Here is a 21,336-nt window from a genome sequence, read left to right as displayed (position 1 = left end):
CCCGGTGCGATGCGGTCAGGTCTGCCTGCTGCTCTCGTCCCGGAGCCAGGTGCCGAAGTCCTGTGCCCGGATGGCCTTTCGGGCTCCCCGCCGGGCGACGGCCGCGGCCGCCACGAAGACCACGACACCCGTGAACAGCCTCGGCTCTCCGCGCAGCACGGCCAGCAGATCCGCCTTGCTCGTGCGCGCCGAAGGTTCCTCGGGTCTTCGCTGCTGTTCGGCTCCTGGCCGTTGTTCGGCTCGTCGGTGTTGTTCCACCTGGGCGGTGGACACCGCGGCGCGGATCCGCCGCTTGATCAAGTCCCGCCAGGTGCGCGGCGGTTGGACCACGACCCTGGCCGTGCCGACCACGAGCCGCTCCCGGGGGGTGAAGGCCAGGGACGCGGCCAGGTCGTCCGCCATCAGCGGCGGCAGTGAGGCGATCCGGGCGTGCCCGGCCCTGGAGACCGCTATGACGCCTCGGCCGAACAGCCCCTCGCGCACGGCGGGCAGCCGCTGCCACACCCGGTAGTAGGCACGCACCCGCCACGCGCAGGCGGTCAGCGGGATCTGCCGTGCGGGGGCGGTGGCGAGAACACCCGAGGCGTCGTCCCGCAGCGGCTCGGTCAGCGCTCGTACGTCAGCGCCTGTGATCACGACATCGGCGTCCACATACAGGCGGGGGAAGCCGCGCGCGTGATCGTCGCCGGTCCGCAGGGCGACATGCTTGGAGGGGACGGGAATCTCGACGACCCGGACGCGGGGGCCGCGTGCGGCCGCGATCCGCGCGGTGTCGTCCGTGCAGCCGTTGCACACGACCACGATGTCGGTCTCGGTCTCGGAGGGATCGGCCAGCAGCGCGTCGAGGAGCCGGCCGATGACCCGTGCCTCGTTGTGAGCCGGGATCACGATGCTCGTCACGGGGGCAGTATGCAGCCAATATCGCACAGGCGATGTGTGTTTCGTCCAACTGTTCCCGCGACTGCGGCTGGTGGTCTAGATTGAGGATCGCCGGACCGGTTTGGGTGGGGAACGTGACCGCATGTCACGGTCCGGCGTGATGAACGGTTTTTGCACTGTCAGTACCAGCATGCTGGGGGCACGAAGGCGGTTGGGGAACCGCCGAAGCCCTCTCGCTTTCCAGTGCCGCTGTGTCGAGGGCACTTCGGTCAGGGTAGCCGTGCATGTGGGGGGAGGCATGACCATTGAGGTCACGCATGAGCAAGTGGTTGTGGAACACAGACGTCCACAAGGTCGCCGAAGACGCTGGGAGCACAGATACCGGATCGTCCTGCTGGTCGCGGACGGATTAGCGGCCGCCGCCGCGGCCTTCCTGATCCACGCGGCCTACGGCCGCTGGGCGGTGGCTCTGATGCTGCCCCCGATGTGGATCGTCGCCATGCTCGCCCATCGCACCTACGACCGCAGCACTCTGGGCCTGGGGGCCGAGGAGTACCGGCGGGTGCTGCGCGGCGCAGTCGCCCTGCCGGCGCTGGCCGTGGTCGTCTACTGGCTGTTCATGCACGATTCGGACTTCCTTCATGACATGACCATGGCTGCGGTGCCGGTCACCGCGATCGCCCTGCCGGTCCGCTACACACTGCGCCGTCGCCTGCACAGACGATGGGCGCGGGGCCGGGACCGCAGTGCCACGCTCCTGGTCGGTCCGGCGCGCGGCGTCGTGGAGCTGGTCGCGGTGCTGCGGCGCGGCGGAGTACAGGAACTCCAGGTCGCCGGAGTGTGTCTGAGCGATCCCGAAAACGCCGGGGAGACACGCAAGTTGGGCATCCCCTTCCTCGGCGGTCTCGGCGACATGAACGACGTGGTCCGGGCCCTCGGCATCAGCACCGTGGTGGCACTGCCGGTAGCCGCATCCGATGCCACCGCGCTGCGCCGGATGTCCTGGACGGCCGCCGTGCAGGGCGTCGAGTTCCTGCTGGCCCCCGTGCTGAGCGATGTGTCCGCCGCCCGGCTCGCGGTACGGCCCACCAACGGGGTGCCGCTGATGCGGATACAGGCACCGAACCTATCCCGGACCTCCCGGCTGCCCAAGGAACTGCTGGACCGGACACTCGCGGCGGCCCTCCTGGCGGTCCTCGCATTACCCATGCTGCTGGTCGCCCTGATCGTCCGGCTGGACAGCTCCGGGCCGGCGTTGTTCCGGCAGCAGCGGGTGGGCCGGTACGGCGACCACTTCACCATGCTCAAGTTCCGTACGATGCGGCCGGATTCGGAGGCTCTCAGGGCGGAACTGGAGCACCTCAACCAGAACAGCGACGGGCTGCTGTTCAAGGTACGGGAAGACCCACGGATCACCCGGGTCGGATCGATTCTGCGCCGCAGCTCGCTCGACGAACTGCCACAGCTCATCAACGTGGTCAAGGGCCACATGTCGCTGGTCGGTCCCCGCCCACCGCTGCCCGAAGAGGTGGAGGGGTACACGCCGGACATCAAGCGCCGGTTGCTCGTCAAGCCCGGCCTCACCGGACTGTGGCAGGTCAGCGGCCGATCCGACCTGCCCTGGGAGGAAGCGGTCCGGCTCGATCTCGGATACGTGGACAACTGGTCGATGGGCCTCGACCTGTCGATCTTGGTGCGCACCGGGTCCGCAGTGGTGCGAGGAACAGGGGCGTACTGATGGATCGAGAAGAGAGGACCACAGTGGAGCAGGAGCCGTGGGGTGTCGCGGTCGTCGGGGCCGGCTACTGGGGCCCCAACCTCGTCCGCAACTTCCAGGCCAGCGAGCGGTTCCGGCTGCGCTGGCTGTGCGACCTCGACGTCGAGCGGGCCCAGCGGGTCCTCGGCGGCTACTCGACGGTGCAGGCCACCGCGGACTACGCGGCCGTCCTCGCCGACCCTTCGGTGGCCGCCGTGGCCGTGGCCACGCCCGCGGGCACCCACCTCGACATCGCCCTGGCCGCCCTGCGCGCCGGCAAGCACGTCGTGGTGGAGAAGCCGCTCGCGGCGACGTACGCCGACGGGATGCGCCTGGTGACCGAGGCGGAAGAGCGTGGGCTCACCCTGATGTGCGATCACACCTACTGCTACACGCCCGCCGTGGGCCGCATCCGGGAACTGGTCCGCTCCGGCGAGCTCGGCGAGATCCACTTCGTCGACTCGGTCCGGATCAACCTCGGACTCGTCCAGAAGGACATCGACGTCCTGTGGGACCTGGCCCCGCACGATCTCTCCATCCTGGACTTCATCCTCCCCGACCACGTCGAGCCGGTCGCCGTCGCGGCCCACGGGGCCGACCCGATCGGCGCGGGGCAGGCCTGCGTGGCCTATCTGACGCTCCAGCTCAACACCGGCGCCATCGCCCACGTGCACGTCAACTGGCTGTCGCCGACCAAGGTGCGGACCACCATGGTGGGCGGCGCCAAACGCACCCTGGTCTGGGACGACCTCAACCCCCTGCAGCGTGTGGCGATCTACGACCGGGGCGTGGACCTGGCCTCCCCCCAGGAGATCGGCGCGGACGAACGCCGGGACATGCTCGTCTCGTACCGCTCCGGAGACATGGTCGCGCCCGCCATCGGCGAGAAGGAGGCGCTGCGCAGCATGGTCGACGAGTTCGCCGACGCGATCAGGGGACGCCGGGCGCCGCTGACCGACGGCCGGGCGGGCCTGCGCGTGCTGGACGTGCTTGAGGCGGCCTCCCGGAGCCTTGAGTTCCGGGGCGCGGTCGTCGGCCTGCGGGCCGGGCGTTGACAGCCGTAATCCATGGAGAGGGAAGTGCAGTTGAGCAGCGTACGAGGCAAGAAGATCCTGGTCACCGGGGGAGCGGGCACCATCGGCTCCCACCTGGTCGACCTCCTGGCCGAGGGCGGCGCCCGCGAGATCGTCGTACTCGACAACCTCGTGCGCGGACGGCGCGCCAACCTCGCCCAGGCCCTGTCCGGCGGTGCCGTGGAGATCGTCGAGGGTGACGTCCGCGACGCCGGCACGGTACGGAAGGCCACCGAGGGCGCCGACCTGGTGTTCCATCTCGCCGCGATCCGTATCACCCAGTGCGCGGAGGAGCCGCGGCTCGCCAACGAGGTCCTGGTCGACGGCACCTTCAACGTCCTGGAGGCGGCGGCCGAGGAGGGCGTGGCCAAGGTGATCGCCTCGTCCTCGGCGTCCGTGTACGGCATGGCGGAGGACTTCCCGACGACCGAGCGCCACCACCCCTACAACAACGACACGTTCTACGGCGCCGCGAAGGCCTTCAACGAGGGCATGCTGCGCAGCTTCCACGCCATGTACGGCCTGGACTACGTGGCGCTGCGCTACTTCAACGTCTACGGCCCGCGGATGGACATCCACGGCCTCTACACCGAGGTGCTCATCCGCTGGATGGAGCGCGTCGAGGCGGGCGAGCCGCCGCTCATCCTCGGCGACGGCACGCAGACCATGGACTTCGTCGACGTACGCGACATCGCCAGGGCCAACGTCCTGGCCGCCGAGTCGGACGTCACCGACGAGGTGTTCAACATCGCCAGCGGCACCGAGACCTCGCTGAAGGAGCTCGCCGAGGGCCTGCTGGAGGCGATGGGGGCCTCCGGCCTGGAACCGGTGCACGGGCCCGCCCGCGCGGTGAACGGGGTGACCCGCCGCCTCGCGGACACCTCGCGGGCCGCCGAACGGCTCGGGTTCACGGCGGACATAGACCTGCGCACGGGGCTGCGCGACCTGGTGCGGTGGTGGCGCGCGGAGCGGGAGGCGGCCAAGTGAGCACCGACCGCGTCCCGGTGATGATCCCCTGGCTCGGCGAGGAGGAGGCTCGGGCCGCCTCCGAGGCGGTGCTGTCCGGGTGGGTCGCCCAGGGTCCCCGAGTCGCCGCGTTCGAGCGGGCCTTCGCGGAGCGGGTGGGCGCCGAGCACGGCATAGCCGTCAGCTCCTGCACCACCGCCCTGCACCTGTCGCTCGTCGCGCTCGGCCTCGGGCCCGGCGACGAGGTCGTGGCGCCCTCACTGTCGTTCATCGCCACCGCCAACGCCGTCCGGTACGTCGGCGCGGAGCCGGTGTTCGCCGACGTCGACCTCGCCACCGGCAACCTGACCGCCGCCACCGTGGACGCGGTCCGCACCCCGCGCACCCGGGCCGTCCTGGCCGTCCACCAGGGCGGCGTACCGGCCGACGTACCGGCCCTGCGCGCCGCCTGCGCCGACTGGGACCTGCCCCTGGTCGAGGACGCGGCCTGCGCCGTCGGCTCGACCGTCGGTGGCAAGCCGGTGGGGCACGGCGCGTTGCTCGCCACCTGGTCCTTCCATCCCCGCAAGCTCGTCACCACGGGCGAGGGCGGCATGATCACCACGGACGACGCCGCGTGGGCGGCCCGCCTGCGCCGGCTGCGCGAGCACGGCATGAACGCCTCGGCGGCGGACCGTCACGCGAGCAACAAGCCGTTCCTGGAAAGCTACCTGGAGGTCGGCTTCAACTACCGGATGACCGACATCCAGGCCGCGGTCGGCCTGGTCCAGCTCGGCCGACTCGACGCGATGATCGCGCGCCGCCGCGAACTGGCCGCCCGCTACGACGCGTTGCTGCACGACATCCCCGGCCTCACCCCCGTACGCGACCCCGCGCACGGGCAGAGCAACTTCCAGTCCTACTGGGTGCTGCTGGACGAGGGCTTCCCCGCCGGCCGGGACGACCTGCTCGCCGCGCTCGCCGAGGCCGGCGTCTCCGCCCGCCGCGGGATCATGGCCGCGCACCTCGAACCCGCCTACGCCGGCCACCCCCGGGCGCCGCTGCCGGCCACCGAACGGATCACCCGCGACTCGCTGATCCTGCCGCTGTTCCACACGATGACCGAGGCCCAGCAGGACCGTGTCGTCGCGGCGCTGCGCGAACAGGTCCGAAGATGAGCGGGCTGCTGATCGTCGGCGCGGGCGGCTTCGCCCGGGAGACCGCACAGGCCGTACGGGCCGCGGCCGACCTGGAGCTGCTCGGGCACCTGGACGACAACCCCGCGCTGCACGGTACCGAGGTGGACGGCGTGCCCGTGCTCGGCGGTGGTGACCTGGTCCACGACCTGCCCGACGCCCGGGTCGTGATCTGCGTGGGCAATCCCGCGGACTACGCGGCCCGGGCCCGTCTGGTCCGCCGGTTCGGCCTGCCCACGGACCGCTACGCCACGGTGATCCACCCGACGGCGGCCATGTCGGCGACCTCGCGGGTCGGGCCCGGCTCGGTCCTGCTCGCCCAGTGCGTCCTGAGCGCCGCCGTCCGGGTCGGCGCACACGTCGCCGTGATGCCACAGGCCGTCCTCACCCACGACGACGTGGTGGAGGACTACGTCACGATCGCGGCCGGCGTTCGCCTGGGCGGGGGAGTACGGCTGGAGCGGGGCGCCTATGTGGGCTCCGGGGCCCTGGTCCGGGAGGGTACGACGGTCGGCGCCTGGTCGCTGACCGGTATGGGGAGCACCGTGCTCGGCGACGTTCCGCCCGGTGAGGTCTGGGTGGGCAGCCCGGCCCGGCGACTGCGCGAGGCGGCCGCTCCCGCGCTTGCCGAGCTCGCGACGCGAACAATGGGGGGACCCGTCCGATGAACCAGATTCCGCTTGTCGACCTCAAGGCGGCCCACGCGGAGGTCGCCGAGGAGGTACGCGCCGGATTCGACCGCGTCCTGGCCGACACCGCGTTCATCGGAGGTGACGAGGTCCGTCACTTCGAGCGGGCGTACGCGGACTTCGGTGGCGTCGCGCACTGCGTGGGCGTCGCCAACGGCACCGACGCCGTCGAACTCGCCCTGCGCGCGACCGGGATCGGGCCCGGCGACGAGGTCGTGGTGCCCGCCAACACCTTCATCGCCACCGTGGGCGCGGTCGCCAGGACCGGAGCGCGACCGGTCCTGGCGGACTGTCTGCCCGACAGCGGTCTGCTCGACCCCCGGGCCGCGCTGGACATGGTCGGTCCGGCGACCCGCGCTGTCGTACCCGTGCACCTGTACGGGCAGATGGCCGACGTGACGGCACTGGCCGGCCAACTGCCCGACCGCGTACGGATCGTCGAGGACGCCGCGCAGTGCCAGGGCGCGACCCGCGACGGCCGGGCGCCGGGCAGCGGCGGGATCGCGGCGACCAGCTTCTACCCGGGCAAGAACCTCGGCGCCTACGGCGACGCGGGCGCGGTGCTGACCGACGACGGGGAACTGGCCGGTATGGTGCGGGCGATCGCCAACCACGGCGGCGTCGCCAAGTACCGCCACGACGTCCCCGGGTTCAACAGCCGTCTCGACGGGCTGCAGGCCGTCGTCCTGCGGGCCAAGCTGGCGCGGCTCGCGGACGGCAACGCCGCCCGGCGGTCGGCCGCGGCGCGCTATCACGCCCTGCTCGCCGACCTGGCGGCCACCGGCCGCGTCGCGCTCCCGACGACGACGCCCGGCAACGTCCACGTCTGGCACCTGTACGTCGTCCAGGTCACCGGCGCGGACCGTGACGACATCGTCGGCAAGCTCAACGCCGAGGGCATCGGCGCGGGGGTGCACTATCCCACCCCGGTCCACCTCACGCCGGCCTACCGCCACCTCGGCCACCGCCGGGGCGACTTCCCGAACGCGGAGAAGGCGGCGGAGCGGATCCTCTCCCTTCCGCTGTTCCCGCAGATCACCCCCGACCAGCAGCAACGGGTCGTGGACGCGCTCACCGACGCGCTCCGAGGCTGACCGGTCCCCGCTTCACCGCTCCACCACGACCTCACGGGTCGATCCCGCACAGCACCGCTGAGAGGTACACATGAACACATGGAGGAGACGGATCCGGGGCATCCGCCTCGCCGTCGTGGCGGCATTGATATGGGCGGTGCTCCCCCAGGCTCTGCCCGCCCAGGCGGCATCCGATCCGTGCGGAGCGGGCTCGAACCCGATCGTCTGCGAGAACTCCAAGCCGGGCAGCCCGAAGTCCGACTGGTTCTCGGCCAACGCCTACGGAGACATCAAGGGCTTCACCACCAAGGAGAGCGTCCAGGCCGGCGACACCGTCCAGTTCAAGATCCAGTCGAAGGTCCCGTACCACGTCGAGATCTACCGCCTGGGCTGGTACGGCGGCGACGGCGCCCGTGAGATGTCCAGCGCGGCCCAGGCAGCGGTGACCTACCCCGCCAACTACCTGACCAAGCCGGCCGGCTGCACCACCAAGAGCGGCACCGGCCTGGTGGACTGCGGTAACTGGCCCGTCACCGCCACCTGGACGGTGCCCGGCGACGCCGTGTCCGGCCTGTACATCGCGAACCTCACGCAGACCGACGGCGACGGCCTGATGCCGTACCCGTTCGTCGTCCGCAACGACTCCAGCACCTCCGACATCGTCGTACAGACCAGCGACCAGACCTGGCAGGCCTACAACGACTACGGCGGCCAGGACCTCTACGGCGGCACCGGACCCGCGCCGGACGGCCGCGCCTACGAGGTCAGCTACAACCGGCCCCTGGACATCGGCGGCGACAACGGCATCTACGGCTCCGAGTACATGATGCTGTCCTGGCTGGAACGCAACGGGTACGACGTCAGCTACACGTCCGGCGTGGACGTGTCCTCGGCGGGCGGCGCCACCCTGCTGAAGAAGCACAAGGTCTACATGTCCTCCGGCCACGACGAGTACTGGACCCAGAGCCAGTACTCCAACGTCCTGGCGGCCCGCAAGGCCGGGGTGCGGGAGGCCTTCTTCAGCGGCAACGAGGTCTTCTGGAAGACGCGGCTCGCGCCGAGCATCGACGGCACCAGCACGGCGAACCGCACCCTGGTCTGCTACAAGATGACCAAGATGGCCCAGAACAACGGCATCGCCGACCCCAGCGGCACCTGGACCGGCACCTGGATGGACCCGGCCAGCACCGACTACGGGCAGGCCTACCAGCCGCCGAACATCCTCACCGGATCCATGTTCCAGGTGAACGGCTACCGCAGCGACGCGATCACCGTCCCCGGCACGTACGGCAGGAACCGGCTGTGGCGCAACACCTCCGTCGCGAACCTCACCTCGGGCCAGACCGCCACCTTCCCGACGGGCACACTCGGCTACGAGTGGGACAGCGACATCGACAACAGCACCAGACCCGCCGGGGCGATCGACCTGTCGTCCACGACGGTGGACATCGCCGACGGCAAGCTCCGCATGGACTGGGGCAACGTGTACGGCAACGGCACGGCGACCCACAACCTCGTCGAGTTCCGCGACCAGGACTCCGGGGCGCTGGTGTTCGGTTCGGGAACCGTGCAGTGGTCGTGGGGCCTGACCGACATCCCGACGTACAACCCCGAGGACACGGTGGTCACCGAGGACGCCCGCATGCAGCAGGCGACCGTGAACATCCTCGCCGACATGGGCGTCAAGCCGCTGACCCTGCAGAGCAACCTCGTCACCGCGACGGCCTCCACCGACACCACCGGTCCGGCGGTCACCGTGCGGAGCCCGGAGTCCGGGATCACCGTCCCGGCGCTCAAGCCGGTCACCGTCACCGGCACCGCCACCGACTCCGGCGGGGGCGTGGTGGCCCGTGTGGAGGTCTCCACGGACGGCGGAACCACCTGGAAGGCCGCCAAGGGCCTGGCGTCCTGGAGCTACAGCTGGACCCCCACCAACCCGGGCCCGGCGTCCATCAAGGTCCGCGCGGTCGACGACAGCGTCAACATCGGCGCCGTCACCACCGTCCCGGTGACCGTCGGCCCGCAGTCCTGCCCCTGCACCATCTGGCCGGCCTCGGCCGTCCCCGGCACCGTCAACGCGGGCGACGGCAGCGCGGTGGAACTCGGCGTCAAGTTCCGTACCACGGTGGCCGGTTCGATCACCGCCGTCCGCTTCTACAAGTCGCCCGCGAACACCGGAACCCACACCGGCAGCCTGTGGACCGCCTCCGGCACCCGCCTGGCCACCGGCACCTTCAGCGGCGAGACCGCCTCCGGCTGGCAGCAGCTGAACTTCGCCACCCCGGTGAGCGTCAAGGCCAACACCACCTACGTCGCCTCCTACTTCGCCCCCAACGGCGGGTACTCCTACGACGGCGGGGCCTTCTCCGGCAGCGACGCCGGACTGGCACCGCTCACGGCACTGAAGTCCGGCACCGACGGCGGCAACGGCGTCTACCACTACGGCTCGACCAGCGCCTTCCCGTCCTCGCAGTCCTCGGGCAGCAACTACTGGGTCGACGTGGTACTGGACACCTCCACGGCCAGCACGACCCCGCCCACCGTCACCTCGACCTCCCCGACGTCCGGGGCGACCGGTGTGGCGATCACGGCACCGGTGTCGACGGTCTTCAGCTCGGCCGTCGACACCGACAGCCTGACGTACACCCTGAAGGGCCCGGACGGTACCACCGTGCCGGGCAGCACCACGCTCCCCGCGTCGAACAAGGTCACCTTCACCCCGTCGACGGAGCTGGAGCTGCACACCACGTACACCGCCTCCGTCCAGGCCTCCGACCTGTGGGGCAACGCCATGGCGGACCCGGTGACCTGGTCCTTCACCACCAGCGCCACCCCACCCGCGGTCACCTGCCCCTGCACGCTCTGGAACGCCTCCGCCGTGCCGGCCAGCACCGACATGAGCGGCGACACCAACTCCGTGGAGCTGGGCACCCGGTTCACCTCCTCGGCGAACGGCTGGGTCACCGGCGTCACCTTCTACAAGGGCACCGGCAACACCGGAACCCACACCGGCAGCCTGTGGGCCGACAACGGCACGCTGCTCGCCACCGGGACGTTCAGCGGTGAGACGGCCTCCGGCTGGCAGACGCTGACCTTCGCCACTCCGGTGGCCGTCACCGCGGGCACCCCGTACGTCGTCTCCTACCACGCGCCGCACGGCAACTACGCGGTGGACGGCGGCTACTTCGCGGCAGCCCACCAGTCCTATCCGCTCACCGCGACCGCCGACACCACCGCGCACCACAACGGGCTCTACCGGTACGGCGCCGACCCGGCCTTCCCCAACGGCTCCTACGGCTCCGCGAACTACTGGGTCGGCCCCGTCTTCACCGCCGACAACCCCAGCGCCTCGCCGGCGTCGGCCACCGCCGCCTCGGAGGTCACCCCGGCGTCGGTGACACACACCGCCGACGCGGCCGGCGCCCTGGTCATGGCCGTACAGGACAAGGCAGCGGTGTCGTCCGTCGACGCGAGCACGACCATCCTGCGCGGTTCCCAGGCCGCCCGGAAGCGCCACGTCACCGCCGTCACCTCCTACGACCGGGCCACCCACCAGGTGTCCGTCCACCTGTCGGCCCCGTTGCCGGACGGCACCCGCTTCAAGATCACGCTCACGGCCCGGGACGACCACCGGCACCCGGTGACCACCCGCAGCTGGACCCTGACCAGCAAGACCGTCCGCAAGAAGAAGAACTGACCGACCGGAACCCACCGGTGGTGGCCTTCCGCCGAGCCCGGCGCAGGGCCACCACCGGGGATTGGCCTCCTGCATCGATGAGCACCGTCAGCGTTGTGATCCCCTGCTACAAGTACGGCCACTTCCTCGCCGACTGCGTCAGCAGCGTCCTGGACGAGCAGGACGGCGTCGACGTCCGGGTACTCGTCATCGACGACGCCTCCCCCGACGACTCGGCGGAGATCGCGCACAAACTGGCCGCCTCCGACCCGCGGATCGAAGTCCGTGTCCATCAAACCAACAAGGGCCACATCGCCACCTACAACGAGGGCCTGCTGGAATGGGCCGACGGTGACTACGTCGCCCTGCTGTCCGCCGACGACCGGCTGGTCCCGGGCGCGCTGGTCCGCGCCGCCGCGCTGCTGGACGCCCATCCCGAGGCCGGCTTCGCCTACGGGCGCCCGCTGCGTTTCCGGCACGGCGGCCCGCTGCCGAAGGCCCGCACACAGAGCACCGGCTCGGTCGTCTACCCCGGGCAGTGGTGGCTGGAGCGCCGCTTTCGCGAGGGCACCGGCTGCATCACCTCGCCGGAAGTCGTCGTCCGCACCAGCCTGCAGCGCACCGTCGGGGGCTACGACCCGGCCCTTCCCCACGCCGGTGACATCGAGATGTGGATGCGGCTCGCCGCACACGCCGACGTCGGCTACCTGCGCGGTGCCGACCAGGCCTACTACCGGGTCCACGGCAAGAACATGTCCACGACCGACTTCGGCGGCCAGCTGGACGACCTGCGCCAGCGCCTCGTGGCCTTCGACTCCGTGCTCGTCAAATGCGCCGACCGGCTGCCCCACGCCGACCGCCTGGCCGACGAGGTCCACACCCGCCTCGCCCGCTTCGCGCTGCGCCGGGCGTACCGGGCCTACGACCGGGGGCGCACCGCGGCCGTCCCGGTCGACGCATGCGTGGCGTTCGCCGAGGAGTGCCTGCCGGGATACCGGGCGCTGCCCGAGTACCGCGCGCTGCGCCTGCGCAGGCGGATCGGTCCGAAGGCCATGCCCTACCTGCAGCCACTGGTGTGGTCGGCCGTGGCCGAGCGCGGTCGGGAGTGGCTGTGGTGGGAGTCGTGGAAGCGCCGCGGCATCTGATGCGCGAGCAGTCCGGCTCAGTGGGCCGCGGGAAGCGGCCCGGAGGAGTGCCGACGGCGGCCCGGAGGGGTCTTCCCGCGGCGCATGGCGTACCGGTCGAGCCACAACGCGCCGAGCACGCCCCCGGCGGCGCCCAGCAGGGCCGTGCCCGCCAGGCCCCTGCTCCTGTCACCCCGCACCTCGGCGGCGCTCGGGGAGGTCAGGACGGAGGCGGTGATCCGCGCCCCGGCCGGGACCCCCTGCGCCGTCTGGAGCGCTTCGACGTGTCGGGTGTAGACGTCGATGACGCGGCGGACCGCCGTCACGGCGGCGTCGGCACCGGAGGCCTGCGACTGCACCTGCAGGGAGGGGATCAGATAGCGGGGCGTCGCGCTGGTGCCGCTGTTGCGCGGGACGAGGTGGTAGGTCCCCTGAACGCCCGCGGCACGCAGCTCCGCGGCTCCGGCGGGGGACTGCAGCTGCTGGACGACCGCGTAGGAGACCACGGCGAGCGGCGGCTGCAGATTGGTGAGCTGATTGGGCTGGTTCCGCGTCACCGGCGGCTTGAGGACGACCACCGCCGAGCCGACGTACCGGGCGGCCGGGCGCACCACGTGGTACGCCCCGGCGACCGTCAGCAGCAGTGCGACCACCACCACGTACCAGCGGCGGAGCAGCGCGTCGGCGACGTTCCCGGGCGACATGTGGGTTCCTTCCGTCGCCCCCGATACTGGCAGGGCGCGCGGCGGGACGCCACCGAATGGAGGGATGGTTCGTGAGTCTCGGTGAGATAGGGGCCATTCTGCGCAGACGTTGGTATTTCATGGTGCCCTTCACCCTGCTCAGCCTGCTCGGCGGCGCCTATCTGTACGTGACCGTCCCCGTCTCCTACCAGTCGCAGAGCTCGGTCGCGCTGCTGGACTCCTCGGCCGTCGCCCGGCTGGCCCCCACGTTCGGCAACCCCCTCTCGAACGCGGGTGGTTCGCTGATCGTCACGGCCGACGTGCTGATCAGGACGCTCGAATCGAGCGACGCGGCCAGGGAGTTGAGCGCCCGGGGCGTCACGGACCCGTACACGGCCGGCTTCGCGCCGGCGAGCGACAGCCCGCTGCTCGTGCTCAGCGTCACCGGAACGGACCGGGCGAAGGTGCTCAGGGAGACCAACGCCCTGACCACCTTCGCCGGCGAGCAGCTGACCGCCCTGCAGGAGGCCGCCAAGGTCCCGCCCGCGTACCTGGTGCAGACGGCGCCGATCGTGCTCCCGCAGACCCCGGTGGCGAAGTCGAAGAGCCGCTACCAGGACATCGCGGCCGTCGTCATCCTGGGCGTCGTCAGCGCGTTCCTGCTGTCGATCCTCATGGAGGGTGTCGCGGTGGTGCGCCGGCGGCGGCACGCCGCTCCCCGGCCGAAACAGGCCCACGCTCCCCAGCGGGTACGCGCGGGCCCGCTGAACCGCCGGGTCGACGCCACCGCGATCCTCACCGTCTACCTCGTCCTGGCGTTCTTCGTCCCGTCGAACCTGGCCCTGCCCGCGCTCGGCGGCGTCGGCACCCCGGCCAACGTCTTCGCCCTGCTCGGACTGCTGTGGTACCTCGCCACCTGGCTGGGCGGCCGTATCCTTCCCGCGCCGGGCACCAGGCCCACACGGGTCGTGATGTGTGTACTCGGACTGGCCGTCCTGGCGGCGTACACGGCGGACGCGAGCCGTGAGAGCTCGCACGAGGAGGTGCTCGGGGCCGACCGCGGGCTCATCGGCTTCCTGGTGTGGGTGTCCCTGGTCGTCCTGACGTCGGCGGGCGTGCAGGACCGCGGCCGGCTGGACGTGCTGATGCGCCGGGTGGTGGTCATGGGATCCGTCGTCGCCGCGATCGGCTTCTACGACTTCTTCGCGGCCACCAACATCGCCGACTCCCTCCACGTCCCCGGACTCCAGACCAGCGTGGCCCAGGTGAACGTGATGGACCGCGGCGCCTTCACCCGGCCCCGGGCCACCACGGCCCAGCCGCTGGAGTTCGCCGGCATGCTCGCGATCCTCCTGCCCTTCGCGATCCAGCAGGCCCTGGACCCGGTACGCCGCCACCTCCATGTGCTGCGCCGCTGGAGCCCGGTGCTGCTCATGGGCGGTGCGCTGCCCCTGACGGTGTCGCGGACCTCGATCATCGGCCTCCTGCTGGTGGCCCTGGTGATGGTGCCGCGCTGGAAGCCGGCCCGGCGCTGGGCCGCGATCGGCGTGATGACGGCGTCCGTGGCCGTCTTCAAGGTGCTCATCCCCGGGCTGATCGGCACGATCACCGGCCTGTTCGCGTCGTTCCTGTCCAACTCCGACAGCAGCACGCAGGCCCGCACGGTCAAGTACAGCGCGATCGTGCCCTATCTGAGGGAGCACCCGCTGTTCGGACGGGGCTTCGGCACCTTCACGCCGGACCTGTACTTCTTCACGGACAACCAGTACATGCTGGTCCTGGCCGAGATGGGTGTGCTCGGGCTCGTCGCCCTGCTGACCCTCTTCGTCACCGGCGTCCACCACGGCGGCGCCATCCGCCGGCTGGCCCGCACCGAGTCCGACCGCGAACTGGGGCAGGCGTTCTTCGCCTCGTCGGTCGTGGCCCTGGTCATCAGCGCCACCTTCGACTCGCTGAGCTTCCCGATGTTCGCCGGCATGTTCTTCCTGATGCTGGGGGCGGGGGGCAGCTATCTGGGCTTCCTCCGGCGCGAGGCCACGGCCGCCGCCGTCCCGGCCCCCCGCCGCGCCTCCGGCGCGCACCTTCCCCGACCAGTGGAGTCCCGTTGAACCGAGTCGCCGTCATCGTCGTCACCTGGAACAGTGCCTCGGTGCTGCCCGGGTTCCTCGCCGCGCTCCCGGTCGGCATGGCCGGCCTCGACTGGCGGCTCGTCGTCGCCGACAACGACTCCGCCGACGACACCGTCGAGGTCCTCGGGACCCTGGCCCCCGACGCCACGGTCGTCCAGACCGGCCGCAACGCCGGGTACGCCGCCGGGATCAACGCGGCGCTGACCGCCGCCGGCCCGTACGACGCCGTGGTGATCTGCAACCCCGACATCCGGATGCGGCGCGGCTGTGCCAGACGGCTCCTCGACAGCCTCGGCGACGGCGTCGGGATCGCCGTGCCCCTGCTGTACGAAGAGGGCCGGGCCACGCCCCATTACTCGCTGCGCCGCGAGTCGAGCGTGTCCCGCGCACTCGGCGAGGCCGTCATCGGCAACCGCAGGGCCGGGCGCTTCCCGCGCCTGAGTGAACTCGTCACCGACCCCGTCGCGTATCAACGCCCCACGCGCGCGGACTGGGCGACCGGCGCGCTCATGGCCGTCTCCGCGGACTGCCTGGCCGCCTGCGGTCCGTGGGACGAGTCCTTCTTCCTCTATTCGGAGGAGACCGAGTACTGCCTGCGGGCGCGGGATCTGGGCTATGCCACGCAACTGGAGCCGACGGCAGAGGCGGTGCACCTGGGCGGCGACTCCCAGGTCTCGCCCCGGCTCTGGACACTGCTGACACTCAACCGCGTGCGGCTGTACGGGCGGCGTCACGGCAGTGTCGCGACGGCGTGCTTCAGGGGAGCCGTGTTCCTGCGGGAGGCGTCGCGGGCCGCGCTCGGCAGGAGGGCCAGCCGCGCGGCGGCGGCGGCCCTGTCCAGGCCGGGCGCGCTGCGGGTCACGCCCGGGCCGTGAGGCGGGAGCTCAGCCGGACCAGGTCGTGTAGAAGCTGCCGGGGTTCACCAGGTACCGCACGGTGGCGTGCGGTACGTGGCGCACGCTGTGGCCGCGGCTGTACCGGTGGACCAGCTCCCAGTCCTCCCGCGGCAGCACGTCCGGCGTCCGCCGCAGACGGCTGAAGCGCAGTGCCCCGTCACGCCGTGCGACGAACGCGTTGGTGTCCAGGAAGGACTCCCGAGCGGCCCGGCGGCGGTCGAACGGCACGGACAGGATGTCCCGCTCGGTCCCGTCCGGCAGGACCCGGCGCAGCGCGGTGTAGACGGCGTCGGGTCCGTCCGGGGCCTCCAGGACGGCCAACGCCCGCTCCAGGTGGTCGGGTTCCCACAGGTTGTCGTCGTCCAGGAACGCCACGTAACGCGACCGGGTGAGGCGGATGCCCACATTGCGCACGACGCCGGCCACGCCCGTGTTGCGCGCCAGCGACACGGCGAACAGCCGTGGATCGTCCGGGAGTTCGGGGAGCCCGGCACCGTCGTCCACGACCATGACGACCTGGTCGTGAACGCGCTGGGCCAGGGCCGAACGTACGGCCGCCCGCAGCTGGTCGGGGCGGCGATGGGTGGCGATGACCGTGGCGACCAGGGCGTCGGGCACCGGGCCGGCGGCAGCCGCGAGGCGGCGGGTCTCGGCGGTCTCCAAGCGGCGCAGCCGCAGCGCGGAGGGCGCGAGCAGGACCTTGTTGCGCAGCTCGAAGAGGACGAGCCAGCCGAAGGTGCGCTTGAGGAGTTCCCAGGGGGCACGGGCGATGCGTCGCATGTTCCTCTTCCTCAGCCGGCCGGCTCGGGGGCGATCGGGGTGCCGTCGGAGAACCGGTTGCCGCGCCAGACGTTGCCGGAACCGCCGGAGTTCCAGGCGGTGACGGCCCCGTAGCCGCCGGAGTTGCGGTGGTACCGGGTGGAGAAGACGTTGTTCGTCACCCTGATCCCGGTGGCCCCGTCACCACCCCCGTAGAGGGCGTACGCGCCCCCGGCCAGCAGGTTGTCGTCGATGACGGTGTCCGAGACGTGCCCGGTGTCGGCGAACAGGCCGACGGCGGCGGACGCCCCACGGTCGACGGCCACGGAGTTGAGCAGGGTGTTGTGCCGGATGACCAGCTTCCCCTTGCCGCCGCCGCCACTGATGACCGCGTCGGTGTGCTGCCACTCGCCGCCGTTGTTGCGGAAGGGGACCAGGTCGTGGACGTAGTTGTCGTGGAGGTGGCCCTGGCCCATGGAGAGGGCGTTGCCGAAGACGGAGATGTCGCACCAGCCGACCTCGACGGAGCTGGTGCCCATGTTGGAGACGGCGTAGTCCACGCCGCCGTTGTCCGGGCCCTTGCCGGGGACGGCCGTGATGGTGGTGTGCAGGACCCGCAGGCCGCTGTGGCCGGGACGCAGGTTGACCCCCCACCAGTTGGCGGAGGTGATCCTGCTGTCGATGATGGTCACGTCGTTCGCGTAGATGTCGAGTGAACCGGTGATGTCCCAGCCCCTGATGACCGTGCCGTCGGTCCTGACGCTGATGTCGCCCGTGGAGTGCGGTGCGAGGGGGATGCGGGGGCCTGTGGTGCCGGCGTCGGGGAAACCGCCCTCCCCGGGACGCGCGGGGGAAGCGTGCGGCGTGCTGGGCGAGGGGACCGCAGTGCTGGGGGAGGGGCCCGGCGCGGCCGGGGAGGAGCCGGCGCCCCCGGTGCAGCCGGCGGTCAGCACGAGGGCCAGCGCGGCGAGCAGGCGGCAGGGCCTCGTCATACCGTCTCCGGTGTCCGGGAGCCGAGCAGGAAGCGGCGGCTGGGCAGGACGCACACCAGGTAGCAGGCCAGGGCCGCCGTGCCGGTGGCGAACAGGACCAGGGTGCCGTCGCCGAGGAGCCGCTTCGCGGCGAGGATCACCAGGGCCATCACGGCTCCCCCGAAGAAGGGCCAGGCGCATGCCCTGGCGATGGGGGAGAGGCCGATGCCGGCCCGGCCGAGGGCGTAGAGGAAGGCGGGGACGACGAGACCGGCGGCGATGAGGACATGGGCCTGGGAGACGCCGACGATGCCGCCCCCGCGCGCCCCGACGACGAGGGCGGGGACGAGGGCGACGACCCACAGTGCCTGGGTGAGGACGAGGGCGCGGCGCTGCTCGGTGGCGACGAGACAGTCGTAGGCGAGTTCGCAGCCGATGCGGATCAGGCCGAGGGCCATCAGCCACGGCAGCGCATCGGCGGCGGGCAGCCACTTGCTCCCGTACACGAGGTGCACGACCGGGGCGGCGAGGCCGCCGAGCAGCACGCACAGGGGCACGGTGCCGGTGACCAGCACCCCCAGGGCGCGGCTGAAGCCCTGGGCCAGGGCGCGCGGGGAGCCGGCGAGACGGGAGAAGCCGGCGAACGAGACGCGTCGGGCCGCCTCGGAGATGATGCGCACCGGCCAGCCGGACATGTTGAACGCCAGGACGTAGAAGCCCAGGGCGACCTGACCGAGGGAGGAGCCGACGACCATGGTGTCCACGTTGACGACGGCGAGGGCGAGCAGGCTCGCGCCGGCCAGCGGGAGTCCGAACCTCAGCAGCGCGCGGGCCTGTTCGGGGTCCCAGCCGAACCGCAGGGTGCCGGGGGCGAACAGGGCGCAGCCGATCAGGGCGGCGATGTTGCCCGCGACCGCGCCGCAGGCGAAGCTCATCGCGCCCCAGCCGGCGAAAGCCAGCACCAGGGTCACGGAGGTGCTCAGGACGAAGTTGAGCGCGTCGACGGCCATCCGCTTGCCCTGGGCGAAGTCCCGGGTCAGGAACCCGGCAGGCACCTGTGCCACCCCGTCTATCACCAGGCACAGGCACATCACCCGCAGTACGGCCGAGGCCTCGGGCGAGTCGAGCAGCCCGGCCACCGTCGGCGCCGCGACGAAGAGGGCGGCGTAGAGCAGGCCGCTGGACGCGGTGGCCAGCGTCAGCACGGTCGGCGCGAAGCGGCGGGGATCGCCGTCCCAGCGCACGATGGCCAGGCTGACGCCCAGTTCGTTCGCGGAGAGCAGGACCAGGAGCACGGTCTGGGCGATGCCGTAGACGCCCCACTCGGCGGGTCCGAGGGCGAAGCGCGCCAGCAGGATGCCGGTGGCGAAGTTGCCGAGGCGCATGACCATCGTGTTGATCAGGCTCCAGCGGGCCGCGTCGCGGACCTTCCGGCCGAGGGAGACGGGAGCGGGGGTGTCGCCCGGTTCAGCGGTCTCGCTGTCCGGTGTGCGAACGCTGTCCATGAGTCGACTCCTCGTCGAGCGGCTCGGCGGCGGGCGCCACGGCCATGGCGGGCCGTCCGGCGCGCGGCTCCGCGGCGGACCTGTTCTCGGCGGACCGCGACCAGGCGGGCGGCTGCCGGAGGGCGATCGTCTGGTCCGCGGCCGGTTCCCCGGCCGCCGCGTGGGGACCGGCGGCCGCCGAAGCGGTGTCCTTCGGTTGCGCCGGTGTGTGCGGGCGGCGGCGCGCCTCCACGTAGAAGGCGGCGACCAGGCTCAGGACCAGGCCCAGGCAGCCGGCCATGACCAGGTACTCGGTGCGGGTCTTGGTCTGTGCCGCCGGGGTCTGCGGGGCCACGATGGTCGTCATGCGGATCATGGCCTTCGGGGCGACCGACTGCTGTTTCTGGAACTGCCCCAGCCGTTGTTCGGCATACGCGGTCAGGATGCGGTCCGAGGTCAGCACGGCGGCCTTGTCGGTGCCGGTGACCGTGAGCCACATGAGCGGCCCCTGGGCGTTGTCGGCGAGCTTGGCCTCGAACGTCCCGCTCGCGCCACGGGACTTGAGCTCCCGGACGGAGACGTCGGAGTTGAGGTTGCGGGCCAGGCTGTCGGCCATCCCGGTGAGCGAGGTCTGGGTGCTCAGGAAGGGGTTCCCGTCGTAGGCCACGGTGGCCTTCTGCGAGTTCAGAAGGACCACCGTGCTCTGTGACTGGTAGGTCACCGGCACCAGCAGGGCCACGGCGACGGTGAGGGCGGCGGTCAGCAGCAGTCCGGGCAGCAGGACGTACCAGCGCCTGCGCATGACCCGGACGATCTCAGCGAGATCCATGGCGGTCCCCCCTCGCGACCCGACGTTCGACGAGCATATGTGGCAAGCGGATCATATGGGGGGCGTTCGGCCGTGGTCGGTGGGCCTCGGCCGGGTGCTCGCGGCGGCGCCCGCCAGGAGCACGTCGGCGATGCGCTCACTCGCGCGACCGTCCCACAGCTCGGGCCGGCGCGGTGCGGGCGGGTCGTCCAGCACCCGGTTCACGGTGGACACGATGCGCGCCGGATCCCGGCCGGCCAGTACGTTCGTGCCCTGCTCGACGGTGATGGGCCGCTCGGTGTTGTCCCGCAGGGTCACGCACGGCACGCCCAGCGCGGTGGTCTCCTCCTGGATGCCGCCGGAATCGGTCAGCACCACACGGGCGGAGTCCTGCAGGGCGATGAAGTCCAGGTACCCGGCGGGCGGCACGAGGCGGATGCCGCCGGGGACCCCGACGTCGCCCAGCCGGCCGGCCGCGCGCGGGTGCACGGGCAGCAGGAGCGGGCAGCGGCCGGCGATCTCCCCGAGGGCCTTCAGGAGCGCGGCGAGGATCTCGGGGTCGTCCACGTTGGCGGGGCGATGCAGCGTGACCAGACCGTACTCGCCTCTGGTCAGGCCGTACCGGTCGAGGATGCCGGAGGCCTTGGCCCGGTCCAGGTTGGCCAGCAGTGTGTCGATCATGACGTTGCCGACGAGGTGGATCTGGTCGTCCCGGTACCCCTCCGCGCGCAGGTTCTCGGCGGCGTCGGGCGAGGGGGCCAGCAGGAAGTCGCTGACCCGGTCGGTGACGACGCGGTTGACCTCCTCCGGCATGCTCCAGTCGCGGCTGCGCAGACCTGCCTCGACATGGGCCAGCAGCGGTCCGGCCTTCGCGGTGACCAGGGCGCAGGCCACGGTGGAGTTGATGTCACCGACCACGACGACGAGATCCGGGGACACTTCGCCGAGAAGCGGCTCGAACGCTGTCATCACGCGTCCGGTCTGCTCGGCGTGCGTGCCCGAGCCGACCCCGAGGAAGCGGTCGGGCGGCCGGATGCCGAGGTCCGCGAAGAACACGTCGTTCATGGCCGGGTCGTAGTGCTGGCCGGTGTGGACGAGGAGCACCTCGGCGCCCCGGCGTTCCAGTGCGTCCATGACCGGTTTGATCTTCATGTAGTTGGGGCGCGCCCCGGCGACACAGAGGACTCGCGGCATG

17 protein-coding genes are annotated in these 21,336 nt (G+C 71.5%); 10 read left to right on the top strand and 7 right to left on the bottom strand.

Going from position 1 to position 21,336, the window contains the following annotated elements; all coding sequences use genetic code 11:
• Nucleotides 1-15: 15 nt before the first annotated feature.
• The gene (locus IE244_RS27285) at nt 16-900 is read right to left on the bottom strand and encodes a glycosyltransferase family 2 protein (protein WP_191876223.1); all 885 of its coding nucleotides are present in this window, start codon (nt 898-900) and stop codon (nt 16-18) included.
• Nucleotides 901-1,210: 310 nt separating this feature from the next.
• Here IE244_RS27285 and IE244_RS27280 point away from each other — a divergent pair, with 310 nt between their 5' ends.
• The 8 genes from IE244_RS27280 to IE244_RS27245 all read left to right on the top strand — a co-directional run bounded on the left by IE244_RS27280 (nt 1,211) and on the right by IE244_RS27245 (nt 12,432).
• Entirely contained in the window at nt 1,211-2,617 is a 1,407-nt protein-coding gene (locus IE244_RS27280; RefSeq protein WP_229854354.1) for a sugar transferase, read from the top strand.
• Nucleotides 2,617-3,690: a Gfo/Idh/MocA family protein gene (locus tag IE244_RS27275; protein ID WP_191876221.1), complete on the top strand. Its 1,074-nt coding sequence runs from the start codon at nt 2,617-2,619 to the stop codon at nt 3,688-3,690. The genes IE244_RS27280 and IE244_RS27275 overlap by 1 nt, the downstream gene beginning before the upstream one ends.
• Before the next feature lie 24 nt (nt 3,691-3,714).
• Nucleotides 3,715-4,695, top strand: a complete 981-nt coding sequence (locus IE244_RS27270) for an SDR family NAD(P)-dependent oxidoreductase (RefSeq protein ID WP_229854353.1) — start codon at nt 3,715-3,717, stop codon at nt 4,693-4,695.
• The gene (locus IE244_RS27265; protein ID WP_229854352.1) at nt 4,692-5,831 is read left to right on the top strand and encodes a DegT/DnrJ/EryC1/StrS family aminotransferase; all 1,140 of its coding nucleotides are present in this window, start codon (nt 4,692-4,694) and stop codon (nt 5,829-5,831) included. The genes IE244_RS27270 and IE244_RS27265 overlap by 4 nt, the downstream gene beginning before the upstream one ends.
• Nucleotides 5,828-6,517: an acetyltransferase gene (locus IE244_RS27260; protein WP_191876219.1), complete on the top strand. Its 690-nt coding sequence runs from the start codon at nt 5,828-5,830 to the stop codon at nt 6,515-6,517. The genes IE244_RS27265 and IE244_RS27260 overlap by 4 nt, the downstream gene beginning before the upstream one ends.
• Complete coding sequence (locus IE244_RS27255; protein WP_191876218.1) at nt 6,514-7,632, top strand: DegT/DnrJ/EryC1/StrS family aminotransferase; 1,119 nt, start codon at nt 6,514-6,516, stop codon at nt 7,630-7,632. Before IE244_RS27260 ends, IE244_RS27255 begins: the two co-directional genes overlap by 4 nt.
• 70 nt (nt 7,633-7,702) lie before the next feature.
• Complete coding sequence (locus IE244_RS27250) at nt 7,703-11,308, top strand: DUF4082 domain-containing protein (protein WP_191876217.1); 3,606 nt, start codon at nt 7,703-7,705, stop codon at nt 11,306-11,308.
• A 77-nt stretch (nt 11,309-11,385) separates the two neighbouring features.
• Nucleotides 11,386-12,432, top strand: a complete 1,047-nt coding sequence (locus tag IE244_RS27245) for a glycosyltransferase family 2 protein (protein ID WP_191876216.1) — start codon at nt 11,386-11,388, stop codon at nt 12,430-12,432.
• A gap of 17 nt (nt 12,433-12,449) precedes the next feature.
• Here the strand turns inward: IE244_RS27245 and IE244_RS27240 are convergent, their stop codons facing one another.
• Nucleotides 12,450-13,115 carry a hypothetical protein gene (locus tag IE244_RS27240; protein WP_191876215.1) on the bottom strand — a complete coding sequence of 222 codons (666 nt, stop codon included), beginning with the start codon at nt 13,113-13,115 and terminating at the stop codon, nt 12,450-12,452.
• Between the two features lie 119 nt (nt 13,116-13,234).
• Here IE244_RS27240 and IE244_RS27235 point away from each other — a divergent pair, with 119 nt between their 5' ends.
• Together IE244_RS27235 and IE244_RS27230 are read left to right on the top strand one after the other, a co-directional pair.
• Nucleotides 13,235-15,202, top strand: coding sequence for an O-antigen ligase family protein (locus IE244_RS27235; RefSeq protein WP_229854351.1), 1,968 nt, complete (start codon nt 13,235-13,237; stop codon nt 15,200-15,202).
• Nucleotides 15,199-16,098 carry a glycosyltransferase family 2 protein gene (locus tag IE244_RS27230; protein ID WP_191876213.1) on the top strand — a complete coding sequence of 300 codons (900 nt, stop codon included), beginning with the start codon at nt 15,199-15,201 and terminating at the stop codon, nt 16,096-16,098. Before IE244_RS27235 ends, IE244_RS27230 begins: the two co-directional genes overlap by 4 nt.
• A gap of 9 nt (nt 16,099-16,107) precedes the next feature.
• On the opposite strand, the gene IE244_RS27225 is transcribed toward IE244_RS27230, so the two are convergent.
• Genes IE244_RS27225 through wecB form a run of 5 tightly spaced genes read right to left on the bottom strand, consistent with a single transcriptional unit; the run spans nt 16,108 to nt 21,335 of the window.
• Entirely contained in the window at nt 16,108-16,899 is a 792-nt protein-coding gene (locus IE244_RS27225; protein WP_191876212.1) for a glycosyltransferase family 2 protein, read from the bottom strand.
• A gap of 11 nt (nt 16,900-16,910) precedes the next feature.
• Nucleotides 16,911-17,870 carry a hypothetical protein gene (locus IE244_RS27220; RefSeq protein ID WP_191876211.1) on the bottom strand — a complete coding sequence of 320 codons (960 nt, stop codon included), beginning with the start codon at nt 17,868-17,870 and terminating at the stop codon, nt 16,911-16,913.
• Nucleotides 17,867-19,354, bottom strand: a complete 1,488-nt coding sequence (locus IE244_RS27215; RefSeq protein WP_191876210.1) for an oligosaccharide flippase family protein — start codon at nt 19,352-19,354, stop codon at nt 17,867-17,869. Before IE244_RS27215 ends, IE244_RS27220 begins: the two co-directional genes overlap by 4 nt.
• Nucleotides 19,317-20,162: a Wzz/FepE/Etk N-terminal domain-containing protein gene (locus IE244_RS27210; RefSeq protein WP_191876209.1), complete on the bottom strand. Its 846-nt coding sequence runs from the start codon at nt 20,160-20,162 to the stop codon at nt 19,317-19,319. Before IE244_RS27210 ends, IE244_RS27215 begins: the two co-directional genes overlap by 38 nt.
• Before the next feature lie 51 nt (nt 20,163-20,213).
• On the bottom strand, nt 20,214-21,335 hold the full coding sequence (gene wecB / locus IE244_RS27205; protein ID WP_191876208.1) for a non-hydrolyzing UDP-N-acetylglucosamine 2-epimerase: 1,122 nt from the start codon (nt 21,333-21,335) through the stop codon (nt 20,214-20,216).
• Nucleotide 21,336: the final 1 nt, after the last annotated feature.

This window comes from Streptomyces filipinensis (genome assembly GCF_014649495.1).
GTDB classification, from domain to species: Bacteria; Actinomycetota; Actinomycetes; order Streptomycetales; family Streptomycetaceae; genus Streptomyces; species Streptomyces filipinensis.
This window is presented reverse-complemented; position numbering and strand designations above follow the sequence as displayed.